The organism is Porphyromonas sp. oral taxon 279 str. F0450, assembly GCF_000292995.1.
Classification (GTDB): domain Bacteria; phylum Bacteroidota; class Bacteroidia; order Bacteroidales; family Porphyromonadaceae; genus Porphyromonas; species Porphyromonas pasteri.
In genome coordinates this window covers 257564-275792 of the sequence record NZ_ALKJ01000019.1, presented here as the reverse complement: position 1 = coordinate 275792, position 18229 = coordinate 257564, and the positions used below count along the sequence as shown (strand labels likewise).

The 18229-nt window shown below is 53.1% G+C and carries 14 protein-coding genes; 6 read left to right on the top strand and 8 right to left on the bottom strand.

Annotated elements, in window-relative coordinates; all coding sequences use genetic code 11:
• Window positions 1–10: 10 nt before the first annotated feature.
• The 8 genes from HMPREF1323_RS05035 to HMPREF1323_RS05000 form a co-directional block, all read right to left on the bottom strand.
• Entirely contained in the window at window positions 11–1828 is a 1818-nt protein-coding gene (locus HMPREF1323_RS05035; protein WP_009433020.1) for a V-type ATP synthase subunit I, read from the bottom strand.
• Between the two features lie 8 nt (window positions 1829–1836).
• On the bottom strand, window positions 1837–2460 hold the full coding sequence (locus tag HMPREF1323_RS05030; RefSeq protein ID WP_009432881.1) for a V-type ATP synthase subunit D: 624 nt from the start codon (window positions 2458–2460) through the stop codon (window positions 1837–1839).
• Window positions 2461–2482: 22 nt separating this feature from the next.
• Window positions 2483–3112, bottom strand: a complete 630-nt coding sequence (locus HMPREF1323_RS05025; protein WP_044114413.1) for a Type 1 glutamine amidotransferase-like domain-containing protein — start codon at window positions 3110–3112, stop codon at window positions 2483–2485.
• Between the two features lie 106 nt (window positions 3113–3218).
• Entirely contained in the window at window positions 3219–4541 is a 1323-nt protein-coding gene (locus tag HMPREF1323_RS05020) for a V-type ATP synthase subunit B (RefSeq protein WP_044124052.1), read from the bottom strand.
• A 7-nt stretch (window positions 4542–4548) separates the two neighbouring features.
• Complete coding sequence (locus HMPREF1323_RS05015; RefSeq protein ID WP_009433218.1) at window positions 4549–6306, bottom strand: V-type ATP synthase subunit A; 1758 nt, start codon at window positions 6304–6306, stop codon at window positions 4549–4551.
• 83 nt (window positions 6307–6389) lie between these two features.
• The gene (locus tag HMPREF1323_RS05010; RefSeq protein ID WP_009433194.1) at window positions 6390–7370 is read right to left on the bottom strand and encodes a DUF2764 family protein; all 981 of its coding nucleotides are present in this window, start codon (window positions 7368–7370) and stop codon (window positions 6390–6392) included.
• 28 nt (window positions 7371–7398) lie between these two features.
• A complete protein-coding gene (locus tag HMPREF1323_RS05005) occupies window positions 7399–7989 on the bottom strand; it encodes a hypothetical protein (RefSeq protein WP_009433042.1) in 591 nt (196 codons plus the stop codon).
• A gap of 309 nt (window positions 7990–8298) precedes the next feature.
• Complete coding sequence (locus tag HMPREF1323_RS05000; RefSeq protein ID WP_009432933.1) at window positions 8299–10455, bottom strand: S46 family peptidase; 2157 nt, start codon at window positions 10453–10455, stop codon at window positions 8299–8301.
• A gap of 926 nt (window positions 10456–11381) precedes the next feature.
• Between HMPREF1323_RS05000 and HMPREF1323_RS04995 the strand changes: the two genes are divergently transcribed.
• The 6 genes from HMPREF1323_RS04995 (at window position 11382) to HMPREF1323_RS04970 (ending at window position 18220) form a co-directional block, all read left to right on the top strand.
• Complete coding sequence (locus HMPREF1323_RS04995) at window positions 11382–13439, top strand: M13 family metallopeptidase (RefSeq protein WP_009433221.1); 2058 nt, start codon at window positions 11382–11384, stop codon at window positions 13437–13439.
• Window positions 13440–13574: 135 nt separating this feature from the next.
• Complete coding sequence (locus tag HMPREF1323_RS04990; protein WP_009433096.1) at window positions 13575–14156, top strand: chromate transporter; 582 nt, start codon at window positions 13575–13577, stop codon at window positions 14154–14156.
• Complete coding sequence (locus HMPREF1323_RS04985) at window positions 14153–14740, top strand: chromate transporter (protein WP_009433179.1); 588 nt, start codon at window positions 14153–14155, stop codon at window positions 14738–14740. Before HMPREF1323_RS04990 ends, HMPREF1323_RS04985 begins: the two co-directional genes overlap by 4 nt.
• A gap of 25 nt (window positions 14741–14765) precedes the next feature.
• Window positions 14766–15608 (top strand): glutamate racemase, encoded by an 843-nt coding sequence (gene murI, locus HMPREF1323_RS04980; RefSeq protein ID WP_009433070.1) that lies wholly within the window; start codon window positions 14766–14768, stop codon window positions 15606–15608.
• Complete coding sequence (locus tag HMPREF1323_RS04975; protein WP_009751920.1) at window positions 15609–16802, top strand: exo-beta-N-acetylmuramidase NamZ family protein; 1194 nt, start codon at window positions 15609–15611, stop codon at window positions 16800–16802.
• A gap of 422 nt (window positions 16803–17224) precedes the next feature.
• Window positions 17225–18220, top strand: a complete 996-nt coding sequence (locus tag HMPREF1323_RS04970) for a D-alanine--D-alanine ligase (protein ID WP_009432942.1) — start codon at window positions 17225–17227, stop codon at window positions 18218–18220.
• Window positions 18221–18229: the final 9 nt, after the last annotated feature.

Below are 18229 nucleotides of genomic sequence, written 5' to 3'. Positions count from 1 at the left end.
TAGTTTGTTTTTACTTACGTGTGAAAGGGGTGTAGGGCTTACCGCCACCTTCGAACTCACTGTTCTTGTAGTACTCTACGAAGGTCAGACGTAGTGGGTGTACAAAGGCACCGATCATAGCGATACCGAAGTTGATCCCATGCCCAAAGAGTAGGACGAGGAGTGCCATGAACCAGCCGATGATGTAGCTGAATACACTTGCACCGCTCCCCGCCTCAGGGACGCATGACATGGCGAGCTGATTGAAGACACTCCCGAGTATACCACCCGTCAGACCGATAGCGAAGAGACGGATGTATGAGAGCGAGTCCCCGAGAAGCCCTGAGGCTGTCTCATAGGTGCTCCAAAGCCCTGAGCCGAAGTTGATGAAGGGGTTCTTCCCAGGGCTATTGTAGAAGAAGACAACGAGTACCGAAAGACCAGCTATACCATAGAGGATATAGGTCACAGGCTGAGGAAGTGTGATCGATGCCTTTGGTAAAGCATAGATCAAGCCTACAGCTACGAGTAGGAGGACCCAAGCGTAGCCAGCCAAGGAGTGACGCCAGCCCTTCTGAAGGCCTTTCTTATAGGCTCCAATAGCCTTACCGAGGAGGATCTGCACCAAACCGATGATGACAGAGATCATCATCATATTATCCTGGTTGAAGATGTACGCCTTGTTGTGAGCCCAGGGAAGCTCGATACCGAAGATTCCCCCCATAAGCATACCGACAACGAAGGCACCACCACCCAGCCATTGGCCAAGGCCCAGGAGGCTTGTATCTCCTCCTTTGCTACGCAGGCGGAAGTAGGTACATACGGCGAAGAGTAGAAGACCATACCCAGCATCCCCGAAGCACATGCCAAAGAAGAGCATGAAGAAGGGAGCGATGAGATACGTCTGGTCAATCTCTTGGTAGTTCGGCAGTGAGAAGAGTCCTGTGATGAACTCGAAGCAGCGTGCGAATGCATTATTCTTCAGCTGGATGGGCACACGCTCCGTCTCGGGATCAAAGTCGACTTGACGGAAATAGTAGCCAGCTTCTTCCAGTGCAGCTTCAAAGGCTGGAGCATCGTCCGTAGGTACAAAGCCCTCCAGCAGAAGGAGCTTCTCATCAGCAAGGCGCTCCCCTTGGAGTCGCGTACGGCCGAAAGTAAAGCGGTTCTCCAGCAGCAGATCATAGCTGGCGAGCTGATCCTGCCAAAGCTTAGTCTGCTCGGTGAGCTTCTCCAGCTGCTGAGCTCGTGTAGCCTCAGCTTCAGCTACAAGCCCTTCGAGTTCTGTAATGCTACGTTTGGGAGTGGCAACATGCTCAGCCTCTGGTAGAGTCTGTGAAGCTCCAGCAGCATGTAGATGAACGAAATAGACTCGACCTGAGAGCGTGGCAACTGGCACAACATCATACTCCGCTTGGAATGCCTCGGTAAAGCGCGCTTGAGGAATCGTGAAGAAGCTCAGAGCGTAGCCTGCATTAGAGAGTTGACTAATTGCAGCTGCATCAAAAGCCCCCCAAGGACGAACTTCTGTTGCCTCAAGACGAAGAGCTACCAGCTCCTCATCTTGGACAGACAAGCGCTTCAGTTCACCCTCGATCTCTGATATCAGAGCCTCACCCTCCGCCTCATTTTTGATGGGCTGAGAAAGCTCGGTAGCCCCGTCTGTGATATAGGGACGCAGGGCACGCAAGGTATCCTTGATATGGGTACGCTCGGAGAGAATGCCACGCAACTCCTCGACCTCACGACTATCCTTCTGTTCATTGACATGTAGGACACCCAGGCTGCGTAGCTTGTGAAGGAAGCCTTCATAGTCCGAATGAAAGACCAGAAAGGCATATTTATTCATTGACCTAATCATTGTGCAGCCTCCTCCTCTTCTTCTTTCTGTTTACGCAGCTCGATGTTAGTGCGCATAATCTTCTGCGAGGCCTTAGATAAGCTCTCCTCATCTTCGAGGAAGCGCTTGATCTTACGGATCGCATCCTGATAACCAGGGATCTGAACCTTCTCGAAAAGATTTACCTTCTGTGTGGTCTTCTTTCGAGCATGCTCGAGGTACTCCATCTTCAGGCGGAGAAACTCCGCCTCGATCCCTGTAGTGGCAAGCGTCTTCAAGAGCTCAATCCCCTCGGCATACCAAGAGGGAGCATTGAAGATACTGAAGGGGCGTACCTCGTAGTGGATACCATCAAGCACTGGGAGTAGAACCCCAGCAATCTTCTTCATCGACAGATCCACGCGATCAACAGTGATGAGCGAAGCATCAAATTCGTCCCACAGGCTGACCATCCCCTGGTACCCCCGCAGTTCTTGCTCGAGCTTCTCCTCGAGGAGATCCACCTCACGCTTGGTCTGCTTGACCTGCTGACGTAGGGCGCTCTCCTTACTCTTGATAGTGGGTAAGGTACGCAGGCGCATCTTCAGCGCCTTCTCCTGTTGCTGCAGTGAGGTCTTATTGTATTGGAATCGTATCGCCATAAGACGTTTGATGGCTACCTAGTTATTCCTTAGTCACGATGGTGAGCTCTCGACCCCGGACAATTATAGCCTGGTGGTTCGTGATCGGTACGAGAGAGAGTCGGCCACCATACGTAGCGAGCACAGTCTCCGCCATCTCGACGAAGGGGAAGCACCGGTAGTGCGGCAAAGGATACTTCTCGATCAAGCCTAGTGCAGCGAAGGATGCCAGCTCGGGCGCCTTATGAGGCTCATCCATGAGCCGGATATACTCGATACTCGGAGCAAATATCACCGCCCCTGCTGACTCCCCGATGCAAGGCTTACCACCCTCGATCTCTGCCTGGATAAGCTTATCAGCGCCTTTGCGCTTCAGCTCCTGAAGGAGATAGAAGGTATTCCCCCCTGAGATATAGATCAGATCACCCTCTGAGAGTGTACTTCTGATCTCTTCAGATGAAGCCGTAGCGACATCAAGAGGTGTGACCTTTAGACCTAGTTCCTCCAGACTCTCTTGCCCCAGCTTTACGTACTCCTTGTAGGACTCTGGAGTACTAGCCGTAGGGATGAAGGTGACGACCTTCCCCTGTAGTTCCATTGGGCATGCTTGCTCAAATAGAGGAGCTACATCTGCAAATGAGGAGCAGAGGAAAAGAAATATACTTGTGTTCATTCTCTATACTATTACTATTACTATTACTATTACTATTGGGTTCTCCTAGCCTTGCCACACCTCAGGACTAATTCTCACTGAGGAGTAGTGGCGTCGTGCTAGGCTTTTAGGCCTCGGGCCAATACTTATCGACGAGTTGCTGCTTGATGTTGACTTCAGCGGGTCGGAAGTACTTACCGAAGAGTCCCCATGCGGTGTCAAGCATCCCTTCGATATCGACATTAACGTCGATCGCTAGGAGCTCACGCGAATAGTCCGCAGCAAAGCGAAGGGTACGCTCGTCGTAGTCGGTTAGGTCGAAACCATTCTCCATCTTCGTCTGTGCACCTGCAGCATCAGAGAAGAGTCGGACGGCGGCATTCATCACCTGAGGGTGGTCTTCACGGGTCTTCTTCCCGATGACAAGCTGCTTGAGACGGGAGAGCGAACGGAAGGGGTCGATGATGACCTTACCCACACTCGAGTCACGACGCAGGTAGAGCTGACCTTCGGTAATGTACCCCGTATTGTCAGGTACAGCATGTGTGATATCACCACCAGAGAGCGTCGTCACAGCAATGATTGTGATCGAACCTCCATCGGGGAACTGCACAGCCTTCTCATAAATCTTAGCAAGGTCTGAGTACAGCGAACCTGGCATTGAGTCCTTAGAGGGGATCTGGTCCATACGGTTGGAGACGATAGCCAAGGCGTCGGCATAGTTTGTCATGTCCGTCAGAAGTACCAGGACCTTCTCCTTCTTTTCAACCGAGAAGTACTCAGCAGCCGTCAGAGCCATATCAGGAATGAGGAGGCGCTCAACGGAGGGGTCTTCAGTCGTATTGATGAAGCTGATAATACGGTCCAAAGCACCTGCATTGCTGAAGGTATTCTTGAAGAAGAGGTAGTCGTCATTCGTCATACCCATCCCCCCGAGAATAATCTTATCGCTCTTAGCTCGGAGTGCCACCATCGCCATGACCTCATTAAAGGGCTGGTCAGGGTCAGCAAAGAAGGGGATCTTCTGACCGGTGACGAGAGTATTATTGAGGTCAATCCCTGCAATACCCGTAGCGATCAGCTCAGAGGGTTGCTCACGACGCACAGGGTTCACTGATGGACCACCAATTTCTACCTCACGCCCCGTGACGGCTGGACCTCCATCAATAGGCTCACCATAGGCATTGAAGAAGCGTCCTACGAGCTGCTCTCCGACCTGGAGCGAAGGTGCCTTTCCGAGGAAGATCACTTCAGCATTGGTAGGGATACCTTCGGTACCACCGAAAACCTGCAGTGTCACCTCATCACCCATGATGCGGACGACCTGTGCCAGACGGCCACCAATGGTAGCCAGCTCTTCATTACCTACTCCCGTAGCACGAAGCATACAGGTAGCCTTGGTGATGTTTTCTATCTTGGTATAAATCTTTTGAAATGCTTTTGCTGCCATAGCGCTGTTAGTTTTTAGCACGTTGGGATACCAGTTCATCGGCCTTAGCCTGCTGCTTGCGGAATTCGGCACTATCGAACTCAGCATAGTTCATCTGTCGGAAGGCATTGATCAGCTCCTTGAAGAAGTCACCAACCTCGACGAAGCCCTCGAATGAGAATTCTGTATGGCAGACCTGCATGACACGACGTACCATGAATTCCTGACGCTCAAGAGAGCAGTTGCAGTCAATGCTATCAAAGGCATCCTGTTGGCAGATGATGAAGTCGATAAGTTCAGACTTCCAGAAGGTCACGTGATAATCAAGAGGCACACCGTCGTCCCCAAGAATATTGATCTGCTCTGAGATCTCCTTACCGCGGATGAGCCACTGCTTGAGTTCGCTCACTTGATCAATCCATCCAGCCCCTACTCGCTCAGCAACATAGTCTGCGAACTCAGGGTATTCGAGATACTTTGAATAGCTATCAATTGGGTTGATCGCAGGATATCGCTTGCGGTCTGCACGCTCCTGCTCTAGTGCATAGAAGCAGCGTGCTACCTTCTTCGTGTTTTCCGTCACAGGCTCCTTGAGGTTACCCCCTGCAGGAGAAACTGTACCGATGAAGGTTACGGACCCCGTCTGACCGTTCTTCAGATGAACGAAGCCAGCACGTGCATAGAAGTTTGCGACGATTGCCGAAAGGTCCATTGGGAAGGCGTCAGGACCAGGAAGTTCTTCGAGGCGGTTGGACATTTCACGAAGAGCCTGTGCCCAACGGGAAGTTGAGTCAGCCATCAGAAGAACCTTAAGCCCCATGCTACGATAATACTCTGCGATAGTCATCGCCGTGTATACCGAAGCTTCACGGGCTGCCACAGGCATGTTAGAGGTATTAGCGATGATGATCGTACGCTCCATCAAAGGACGCCCTGTGTTGGGGTCAAGAAGCTCAGGGAACTCCTTGAAGACTTCTACAACCTCGTTAGCACGTTCACCACAAGCTGCGATGATCACGATGTCAGCTTCAGCCTGCTTACTGATGGCATGCTGTAGGACGGTCTTACCCGTACCGAAAGGACCAGGGATAAATCCCGTACCACCTTCGACGATAGGGTTCATCGTATCGATCATACGAACCCCTGTTTCGAGGAGCTTGTGAGGACGTGGCTTGTCTGCGTAGCAGGTGATAGGACGCTTGACGGGCCACTTCTGATTCATCGTGATGGGGTGCTCTACACCAGACTCATCGACGAGGACTGCGATATTGTCTTCGACAGTATACTTACCCGCAAGTTGTAGACTCTTAAGCGTGTAGATACCCTCAAAGGTAAAGGGTACCATGACCTTGATTGACTGGAAGTTCTCTTCGACTTCACCAAGCCAAGCTCCCGCAGTGACGCGATCACCAACCGTAGCTAAAGGCTTGAAGTCCCAGAGCTTCTCCTCATCCAAGGCATAAGTATAGGAGCCTCGCTTGAGGAAAACTCCATCCATCTTATCGAGGTCATTCTGCAGACCATCATAGTTCTTTGAGAGCATCCCTGGGCCGAGTGTAACCTCAAGCATGTGCCCCTCGAAGGTGACGGGGTCTCCGATGCGCATACCACGGGTCGACTCGAAGACCTGAGCATAAGCGTTCTTGCCATTGACACGGATGACTTCGCTCATCAATGGCACACCACCGACGGTGATGTAGCATATTTCGTTCTGGGCGACAGGACCGTCAGCCTCGATGGTCACGAGGTTCGAGACGATACCTTTTACACTACCTTTTGTTGCCATGTATCCCTTATTATTTTGCATGCGTCCCCCCACTGGTGAGGCAAGGCGCTTCATGTGATTATTCTGTTTTCTGAGTATGTAGCTTAGCGTCTCTGAGCCTTCTTGAAGTCCTGGAGTACTTGGGCGCTTTCACCCTTGAGCGAATGGACGATATTACGGAAAGTGGCTTCTCCCTTTGTCTCATTGAGGTTGGCCCAGCGCTCGAGGATCCCAAGGCGGAGATAGTAGCAGAGTACATTGTCGATATCAAAGACTCGGACAAAGGTCCACTCATCCATCCACTGCCACTTCAGTAGGTCGATCAAGCGTTCTCGGCGTGCGATATCTCGCTCTTCTGCGATCTGAAGGACCTTAGGCAGGTAGGGAAGCTTCTCCCCAAGATCAAAGTCCTTAGCCTTCGACTGCAAGAGCTGTGTTTCCACCTCACCCTTCCCGACAAGATAGCGCTGAGGATCCCAGCCTAATCGGCGGCAAGTGAAGACAGCCAAGATATTGCGGATATTCTTATTCAAGGCAAACCATTCTGTGAGGAAGGCGCTACTTGAATCAGCGACCGAATCATAGTAGTAGCTGGCGATCAAGTCTTCCAGCGCTAAGCGATCGCTACCGATCTCATCGAAGAGGCGTGGTGCTACTGCTTCAGAGCTATCTTGCTCATCGCTCTTCACCTCACGGTGATAGAGATCATAGACGAAGCGAGAGATATAGTCTGGGACCACCTTGGGTCGTGGATTACGCTTACCTTGGTTAGCCGCAGCAGACACAGTCTGTAGAGCTTGCAGGCGAATTATCTCTGGGCTCAATGCCTCCGCGGCCTCCCCTGAGTAGTCCACCTCATAGCTTTGCTCTGGCTCTTGCTCTGGGGGGGTAAGCTCTCCTTCAACGATCCAATTAAGAAGCTCTTTATTCAGTGCTTCTTGACGCAGGACTTCCAGCAACTGGAGATCTTGTTTCGTGAGGATGGGGAGGAGTTCTTCGTAGAAGCTTGCAGTAGTGAACGGAGGCTTGGGGCTATCTACCGTGATATTGGGTAGTCCAGCGATTAGTGCATAATACTTAGCCATGAATGCTCTCCTTTATTTATAGCGTAGGTTAGAAGAGCATCTGGTTCATCTCAGGGCGGAGGAAGCTCTTGAAAAGCTCAATAAATTCAGCCTCGCCAAACTGTACCTTGAAGCTACCATCCTTGGGGGCGATGGAGAAGTCTGTGGGCTTACCTGCGACAGAGCGAATCGAAACGCCCGACTCAAGCAGAGACTTAGCGTGGGAGGTGAAGTAGGAGCGGAGGCCTTCTGCATCAGCGGTGGAGATCTCTACGCCACGAGTGAGATCAAAGCGTTCTGCGATCTTAAGGATGAAGCTTCGGATGAAGGCGGGGTCAGATGACAGTGCCTGTACGCTACTCTTAGCGACCTCGCCTTGGATCTGATCGGAGATACTACTCTTGAGGGAATCGACGAGCTGTGCCGTATAGAGGCGAAGCTCAGACTCTGTGTTTTTCTTTAGCTCGCTGGCTCGGCGCTCAGCAGACTTGATGATTTCTTCGGCGCGGGCTGTGGCATCTGCCTCTATCTTTCCAGCGCGTGTCTCAGCCTCAGCGATAAGGCGATCTGCTTCGGCTTGGCCTTGCTTGACGCCTTCGTTGTAGATCTTCTCGGTCAGTTCTTGAATCTTAGCATCCATATCTGATTGTGTTTACTTTGTCTACTGGTGCTATGGGTGAAGGACTCTTCACTCGTGCATAGCAAAGTTAAGGAATTTATTTAGATAACAAAGGCCTTTTAAAGCCCGTGCAAAACAAAGATCAAACGCCCTAAATATGCGGGATCTCAACTCCATTTCTATACCTCTCTAATTACCACATTTTAGCCAATTAACCAGACATATTGCAAGGCTGCGAGATTAAAATGAGTTAAGTTCGCTAATACAGCAAAGAGGCACCCCTACCAAGTGGTAAGAGGCGCCTCTTTTATAGTTGTAGTACCCGTGGGACTATTTGATCGTCATCTCATCGATCAGGCGGGAGCACTTGCCCCACTTATCGATGGTGAAGAGGACGTAGCGAATGTCGACTACGATCGTACGCTGCAGGTTGGGCTCGAACTCAATATCACCGCTCATAGCTTCCCAGTTTCCGTCGAAGGCCAGACCGAATACGCGACCATTCTTGTCGAAGACAGGGCTACCGGAGTTACCGCCTGTGATGTCGTTCGTCGAGATAAAGGCTACGTGAAGCTTACCATCCTTCTTATCTGCCCAACGACCCCAATCACCCTTCTTGATCAGCTCAAGGAAGGAGGGGAAGACATTGAACTCCGTAGACTCGGGGTTATTCTTCTCGAGGATACCACGGCTGGTGGTAAAGTAGTCATACTCTACAGCGTCAGCGGGACTATAACCCTTGATCGTACCATAGCTCATACGCATCGTTGAGTTGGCGTCACTGGGCATAGGCTTGGAGGGGTTCTGCTCACGACGGCCAGCGAAGTAAAGACGGTTGCCACGATCAATAGGTTCGTAGAGAGGCTTCAGCTCGTTAGAGAAGGCCGTATAGATCTCCCACACCTTATTAGAAAGCAGGACAGCGGGATCCTTGCTTAGGATTTCGGCAGCATTGGGCTGCTGAAGGGTCGCAAGAAGCTTATCCTTGTAGGGGACGACGCTATTAGCGAAGAGCGCATCAGCATAGGCCTTCGTATCGCCACCATACTCCTTATTAATAAGGTCAAAGATCGGAGCTACGCGATTAGCATCGACGCGCTGACGGACGATGTCAAGCATAGCAGGCAGGACCTTCTGGTCAAGTGCAGGCACATAGTCCTTGTAGAGATCATTGACCATCTGAGCGAGCTGCTCCTTAGGCTGAGAAGCGAGCTTCTTGATCTTTGCGGGATCACCCAGACCACGTGCAGCGGAGACGATCTCTGTACCACCGATGAGGGCTTCGCGCAGGTACATAGACTGGCGCTCGATGTTGCCAAGCTTCTTGTATGCACCTTCCATTTCAGAGAGAATACCCTTGTAAGCCTGAGCCTTCTTGCCCGAAGCAGCTACCCACTCTTCGAAGGAAGCTTCTTCAGCGCGCTTCTGATCGAGGACGCCGAGCTTGACGAGCGCCTTATTCATCCCGATGGAGTTCTTCCAATAGTTGGAGCTACGGGCGTACTTAGAGGCATACTTGATGCGGGTAGCCTGATCAGCATTCATCGCTGCACGCCAGATATCCTGCTTGATGCCGCGTACCTCGATACGAGGATCGTTCTGATCCTTCATGCGGTTCTCTACAGCGAAGGAAGGGATGTAGCGCGAGGTCGATCCTGGGAAGCCGATAGTCATCGCGTAGTCATTCTTCTCGTAGCCTTCGGTAGATACGGTAGCGTGGTACTTGGGCTTGTAGGGGACGTTGTCCTTGCTGTAGTTGGCTGGAGCATTGTCCTTGTTAGCGTAGACGCGGAAGACAGAGAAGTCACCCGTATGTCGGGGCCACATCCAGTTGTCCGTATCACCGCCGAACTTACCTACAGATCCTGGAGGAGCGAAGACGAGACGTACGTCGCTGAAGACATCGTAGGTAATGAGGTAGTACTTGTTGTTGGCATAGTAGGGGCGTACCTGTACACGCTTGTGCTCGCTCTTGAGGCGCTTGCTCTCAGCAGCCTCAAGGCTCTGACAGATCTTCTGGATCTGCGAGAGGCGCTCGATTTCATTCTTAGGCTTCTTGAGCTGAGCAAGGATCTCCTTCGTGACGTCACGGATAGAGGAGAGGTAGCTCACGGTGAGCCCTTCGATGGGGAGCTCTTCAGAGAAGCTCTGCGAGACAAAGCCGTCACGGAGATAGTCGTGGTCGACGGTGCTCTGCGACTGGATAGCGTCGAAACCGCAGTGATGGTTGGTGAAGATAAGACCTTGGCTGGAGACAGTGACCCCGGTACAGCCACGACCGAAGATTACAACGGAGTTGGCCACGCTGGGCTTATCCAGGTTGTAAAGGGAGTCAATGGGGAGGCGGAAGCCCAGTTCCTTCATCTGAGCGACGTTCTCTCGCGTGAGCTCGTTGAGCAGCCACATCCCCTTATCAGCCTTTGCTTGGTAGCCGATAGAGAGGGCGGCGGTCGCCAGCACGAGCCCCTTCTTTAGAAATTGATTCATAGACTTACGATCTGTAATATCTGTAGGACTTTAATACTGCACGCTACAGGTGTGCGGTGTAAAGATACGAATTATAATGGGCGACCCTACATGGAAAGGCGCTCTCACAGCATGATGTACGGCCTTCACAAGGTCCAAGGGAAGTCCCTCCGTCCACCATAGGCAGAGTACCAAGCGCCCCACACGAAGGGCGGAAGCGAAGTAGCACCTTCGCCTCTTCTATTCAGTTAAAACAAAGCGACTAAGCTCCGTGCCCTGATGAGGCAAATTCGGCACCTTCCCAAGACGTATACGTCTTGACTGCGAAACGTATACGTTTTCATCACCAAACGTATGCCCTTTGCTCACCAAACGCATACGTTCTTCTCCAAGAGCCCATACCTTAGTCCTCCCTACCCTTGCCCCAAGCCCCTCCTTTGAGATGCCGTGCAATGGTTTCATATAGCTTTCTCTTGATTCCCATATAGCTTTGTGAAGCGACCTCTATTTAGGTAATTGCCCCGTGTAGGGATAAAAGTTGCAGACGAGTGGCAGATAAGTTTGGGCTACGTACGTGGATCTAATATCTACGTACGTGGATATTTGGATTTGCGTGCCTGGTCTTTAAGACTACGTGCATAGACAGAGCAAAACCACTACGTGAAGGCGCTTTTTTCTTCATAAGGACAGCACTTTTCCCTCCGCTAGACAAGAGGAATACGCGCAATAAGTAGAAGGGCTTTCCTGATCACTTCGGAGAGGAGTATCGGGGAGCTGGGCGTGCGATGCCTTAGCAGAATAAATAGAGAACAAGACTCTGCATACGAATACAGCAACAATCCCCGTATAACACGTAGTGAAAAGGTGTACCTTTGCAGAGGCACACAGCGGTGCTGCCCCTTCCCCACGGGGCTTCTCTCGCACGACCACTACAATTAATATCCATTATGCAGATCAAAAAGCAACTCATCACGCTTGGTCTCAGCGCGCTCTTGGCACAGGGAGTTCTTCCCGCCAGCCTCAGTGCTCAGCAGACCAAGACCGAGAAGGTCCCAGGCATCAGCCTCTCCGACATGGACCGAAAGGTACGCCCTCAGGACAACTTCTACCGCTACAGCAACGGAGGCTGGATACGCAAGAATCCCCTCAAGCCTGCCTACAGCCGCTTCGGCACCTTCGACATCCTTCAGGATACAGCTACTTCGCAGATCCGCCACATCGTAGAGAAGCTTATCGCTAAGCCTCAGACTAAGGGCACGAACGACTATCGTGTCGCCGTCCTCTACAAGCAGTCTCTGGATAGCGCTGAGCGCAATCGCCAGGGCTACAAGCCCCTTATCCCCGAGCTCCAAGCCCTTCAGGGAATCCAAACCAAGGAGGACCTCCTCAAGCACATCGCTCAGCAGGACCAGGTCTATGGTCAGGGTTGCCTCTTCGGCACGGGCGTCGCAGCTGACGAGAAGAATAGTACCATGAACATCTTCCTCTTCACGCAGACGTCTCTTGGCCTCGGTTCGCGCGACTACTACGTCGAGTCTACCCCCGAAGTCAAGCAGATCCTCGCCGGCTACGAAGCCTACCTCGTCCGCATCCTCAAGCTCTCGGGCTACTCCGATGCCGAAGCCAGCCGCATCGCCAAGGCTACCATTCGTATCGAGACGGAGCTGGCCCAGTTCTCTTACTCCAACACGGAGCTGCGCGACTCACAGAAGAACTACAACATCGTGACGATCGCGGACTTCGCTCGTGACAATAAGGGCTTCGACTGGAGCGGCTACCTTCGTCTGCGTGGCCTTGACGTCGCCACGGCGAACTTCATGCAGCTGAACTTCTTCAAGGCCTTCGACAAGTGGTACTCCTCAGCTAAGGTCGAGGATCTACGTGACTTCCTCACGGGGCGTACCATCAGCGGTGCTGCCAACTCGCTGAGTGATGACTTCGTCCAAGCTCACTTCGACTTCTTCGGCAAGCAGCTCAGCGGTCGCAAGGAGATGCACCCACGCTGGAGACGCAGCATAGGTGTCGTACAGAGCGTCCTCGGTGAAGCTCTCGGCGAAGTATACGTCAAGCGCTACTTCTCTCCCGAAGCTAAGGAGCGAATGATCGAGCTCGTACACAACCTGCAGAAGGCACTCGGTCAGCGCGTCGAAGCCCTCAGCTGGATGAGCCCTGAGACGAAGAAGCGTGCACAGGAGAAGCTGAGCAGCTTCGTCATCAAGATCGGTTACCCCGACAAGTGGATGGACTACAGCGCCCTCGACATCGATGAGAGCAAGACGTACTACCAGAACCTCGAGGCAGCTACACGCTTCATGCAGGCAGACAACCTCAAGGATCTCGGCAAGCCCGTTGACCGTACGAAGTGGCTCATGAGCCCTCAGGAGGTCAATGCCTACTACATGCCCACGACCAACGAGATCTGCTTCCCCGCAGGTATCCTGCAGCCTCCCTTCTTCAATATGGATGCTGATGACGCAGTGAACTATGGCGCGATCGGTGTCGTCATCGGTCACGAGATGACTCACGGATTCGACGACGAAGGATCTAACTTCGATAAGGATGGGAACATGAACAACTGGTGGACACCCGAAGACCGTAAGAAGTTCGAAGCCACCACGCAGCGCCTCGCCAAGCAGTTCTCCGCTGTCACCGTCGCTCCAGGTCTCAAGGCTAATGGGGAGCTCACGCTCGGGGAGAACATCGCTGACCAGGGCGGTCTCACCATCGCTTACCTCGCTCTGCAGATGGCCAACGAAGGCAAGCAGGTCGCCAAGATCGACGGCTTCACTCCCGCTCAGCGCTTCTACATCGCCTATGCTCGCCTTTGGGGGCAGAACATCACGGAGGCCGAAATCCGTCGCCTCACGAAGCTTGACCCTCACAGCCTCGGTCTGCTTCGCGTGAACCAGGCACTGAAGAATATTGATCCTTTCTACAAGGCATTCAATATCCGCCCAACTGACAAGATGTACATCGCTCCTAAGGATCGTGTCATCGTCTGGTAGCAGGGCTTAGGGAAGCTCGCTTCCCCACCCTACTATATAATAATGTAGTGCCCTCGCACGAGAGTGAATCTCTCCTGCGGGGGCACTTGTCTTAATATCCTCTTCCATCATAAGGTCGTATCTTTGTGCCGCAAAATGAGTACAACAAAGAATCTAACTCGCCAAGAGCTATCGCTGCTCTTCAGCATCTTCTTCAAGATAGGCATCACGACTATCGGTGGAGGGTACCCTATGATCCCGATGATGGAGCACGAGATCGTCAAGCGTACAGGATGGCTCACACAAGAGGAGTTCCTCGACATCCTGGCTGTAGCACAGGCTACCCCTGGGATCTTCGCTGTCGACATGGCTGGACATATCGGGCATAAGCTCGGTGGGCTACGTGGCGCCATCATCGCTTCGGTAGCTAACGTCCTCCCCTCATTCATCATCATCCTCATCCTCGCGACAGTCTTCCAGCAGTTCAAGGAGCTTCCACTCGTGCAATATGCCTTCCGTGCGATACGACCCGTAGTGGTAGCACTCATCGCGGCTCCCGTCTTCTCGATGGCACGCTCCGCATCACTCTCCCGCTATACGATATGGATCCCTCTCGTAGCGGCCATCCTCATCTATTTCTTCGACGTCTCTCCAGTCTACATCATCCTCATCGCGGGGATCGCAGGGTGGATCTATGGTTACCTGCAGAGACGACGCTCTAACACAGAGGCCCAATGATCTTCCTCGAGCTCTTCCTCATCTTCTCTAAGATCGGTATCGTCGGCTTCGGTGGCGGATATGCTATGCTCTCCCTCATACAGGACGACGTCGTCACGAAAGAAGGTTGGCTAAGCGCAGCTGAGTTCACCGACATCGTCGCCGTGAGCCAGATGACCCCTGGGCCTCTGGGCATCAATATGGCTACCTACGTAGGCTATACCTCGGTACTCAACGCAGGGTATCCACCCGCTATGGCTTTCTTAGGCTCGCTCCTCGCGACCTTCTCCATCCTCTGGCTGCCCTTCATCCTGATGATACTCGTCAGCCGCTTCCTTCTGAAGCATAAGGATAGCCCCCTGCTGAAGAGCGTCTTCGGTGCACTCCGCCCTACAGTCGTTGGGCTCGTCGCAGCAGCGGCTATGGTGCTGATGACAGCGGAGAACTTCGGTACGCCCGATACATCGCTCACACAGTTCATCGTCAGTCTCTCGCTCTTCGCTGTGGCCTTCATCGCCGTCTTCCGCTTCCGTGTCAGTCCCTTGCTGATCTTGGCTCTGGCAGGATGCTTCGGCATGGTCTTCTATAGCTTCGTCCCAGCTTAACCCCTAACACCCGATACCTCTCTATATGTCTCATCCTACGACACCCGCCCCTATCGGAGTCTTTGACTCGGGCTACGGCGGGCTCACCATACTCTCTGAGATCTGCCGACAGCTCCCTCAGTACGACTACATCTACCTCGGTGACAATGCACGATCGCCCTACGGCACACGCTCCTTCGATGTCATCAATGACTTCACGCTCCAGGCCGTGAAGTATCTCTTCGACGCTGGCTGTCCGCTGGTCATCTTAGCTTGCAACACGGCTTCGGCCAAGGCACTTCGTGAGATCCAGCAGCACTACCTGCCCTACTCCGAAGATCCTACCCGTCGTGTCCTCGGTGTCATCCGCCCCACCGTGGAGGCGATCTCTCGCTTCACGAAGAGTCGTCATGTAGGTGTCGTAGCCACACCAGGTACCGTCTCCTCACACTCTTATGCGACCGAGATCGGGAAGCTCTTCCCCGAAGTCACCGTAGAGGAGCAAGCCTGCCCCATGTGGGTACCCCTGGTCGAGTACGGAGAGAGCAATGCGCCTGGTGCAGACTACTTCGTAGAGAAGTACACCAGCGAACTTATGCAGCGTGACCCGAGGATCGATACCATCATCTTAGGCTGCACGCACTACCCGCTCCTTCGTCCGAAGATCAGAGAAGCCCTGCCCGAGTCCATCAAGCTCATCTCGCAGGGCGAACTCGTAGCCTCTTCGCTGGCAGACTACCTCCTCCGACATCCCGAGATGGAGCATCGTCTGAGTCAAGGTGGTGAGATATCCTACCGCACGACCGAGTGCCCCGAGAAGTTCGAAGAATTAGCCTCCATCTTCACGGGAACGGAGGTCCGTGCCACCCGCGTCAAGATCACTGGATAGATGATGACAAAGAAGACCTTTGCTCTCCTCCTCGTAGGTGCCCTCTCTTGGGCAGCCTCTGCTCATGCACAAAAGCTCCCCACACCCGTCACCGTAGGTGCTGAGCGCATGGAGCTCCTCCTCCCCACTCTCCAGGGTAAGCGCGTCGCGCTGATGGTCAATCAGAGTTCGCTCGTCGGCAGTACGGGTACACATCTTGTAGATACCCTCCTCTCCCAAGGCATCAATATCGTACGTCTCTTCGTCCCTGAGCATGGTCTTCGTGGTAAGGTCGATGCAGGGAAGAATGTACGTAGCGGCGTGGACGAGAAGACGGGACTTCCCGTGGTGAGCCTCTACGGACAGCGCAAGCGCCCGACCCCCGAGATGCTCGCCGATATTGACCTCCTCGTTTTCGATCTGCAGGATGTCGGTACGCGCTTCTATACCTATATCTCCTCGATGCACTACCTCATGGAGGCGTGCGCCGAAGAGGGGAAGACCTTCGTCGTCTGTGATCGCCCTAACCCCAATGACTTCATTGATGGGCCGATACTGGAGCCAGATTGTCGCTCCTTCATTGGAGTAGATCCACTGCCTGTAGCCCATGGGATGACCGTCGGAGAGCTGGCTCTGATGATCGATGGGGAGCGCTGGCTAAGAGGAGGGAATACCTGCCACGTGAAGGTCATCCCTATGACTGGCTGGTCTCATGGCGATCCTTACGAACTGCCCGTGCGCCCGAGCCCCAACCTCCCCAATAGTCGCTCCATCGAGCTCTACCCTTCACTCTGCTTCTTTGAGGCCACTATCATGAGTGTGGGACGTGGCACATCGAAGCCCTTCCAAGCTATCGGCTACCCCGACAAGCGCTTCGGTAACATCGTCTATACCCCTCAGATCAAGCTCGGCGAGGACAGCAACCCTCGGCACAAGGGCAAGCTCTGCTACGGCACTGACTATACTTCGGTCAGCCTACCCAAGCGACAGATCGCACTCGGGCCGCTCCTGGACTACTATCGCAAGGCAGATAGTCTGGGGCTTCAATTGATCAATCAGCGCCAACTCTTCGACCTCTTAGCTGGGACAAAGAAGCTCCGACAGCAGCTAAGTTCTGGTCTTAGCGAAGAGGAAATACGTGCCTCATGGCAAGCTGGCCTCAAGGCTTTCCAAGCCAAGCGAGCTCGCTACCTTCTCTACACCGATTACCGCTAAGGCATTTCCTCCTGAATTAATAGCCCCGACATACAGCACGTATGTCGGGGCTTTCTCATGAAGTAAAACGCCATCTACGAGCGATTTAGAGTAAGACGTATACCCTCCACGAGTGAAACGTATACGTTTCGCGGACAAAACGTATACTTCTTACGGTGAAAACGTATACGTTTCGAGCTTAAAACGTATACGTCTTGGGCATGAAACGTATACGTTTTGCCCAGACAAGGTATACGTATCACTCATCCCTATAGCCTCACGCATGCTTAAAGCCATACTGCTTCCCCGTAGAAACCCAGAGCATCATTAAGCAGAGAAGAGCTACGTCACCACGCCACGAGGTGGGTTTTCAGCTGTGAAAGCTGTATTTTTGTCTTAGCATAATTATTCATTCATATACGACCAAGTTACCCATACACCCTATGGAACGATATAATATCGCCGTTATCGCTGGTGGCTTCTCTGGCGAATACGCCGTATCTCTGCGCAGTGCTGCAGGCCTTCTCTCGTGGATTGATCGCAGCCGATTTACCCCACACCTCATCGTTATCGAGCGCGATGGATGGTATGTACGCCCCGATGGCGAAGAGACGAAGGAACCTATCCTAGTTGATAAGTGCGACTTCAGCTTTACCCTCCGAGGTGAGCATATCAAGCTTGACTATGCCCTGATCACCGTGCACGGAACGCCCGGAGAAAACGGTCTCCTGCAGGGTTACCTTGACCTCGTCGGCGTCCCCTACAATACGGGTGGCACGCTCACCGAAGCACTGACCTTCAATAAATACTACTGCAACCGCTACCTCTCCACCTACCCGAACCTGCGTGTAGCAGACTCCGTACGTCTACTGCGCGATGGTGCTCGCCCCTCCTCTGAAGAGCTTATCAAGCGCCTCGGCCTTCCTCTCTTTGCGAAGCCCAATGCTGGAGGCTCCAGCGTAGCGACCTCAAAGGTTGAGAGCCTTGAGGCACTGGACAAGGCCGTTACCCTCGCCTTTGACGAATGCGACGAGGTCCTCCTCGAGCGCTTCATTGCGGGCACCGAGGTGACCTGCGGATGCTACCGCATCGGCGACACCATCACGGCTCTCCCCGTGACAGAAGTCGTGCCCAAGAATAGCTTCTTTGACTTCGAGGCTAAGTACAACGGCGCAGTCGAGGAGATTACCCCCGCACGCATTAGCCCCGAGCTCACGGCGCTGATACAAGAGCTCACCCGTGAGATCTATCAGCACATCGATGCCCGCGGTATCATCCGTGTCGACTACATCATCGAAGCCGATGGACGCCCAACCCTCCTCGAGGTCAATACCACCCCAGGTATGACCCCCACGAGCTTCATCCCCCAGCAGGTCAAGGCTGCAGGACTGACGATGCAGGACCTGCTGACCGACCTTATCCAGGATCATCTCTCCTAACCCTCACCA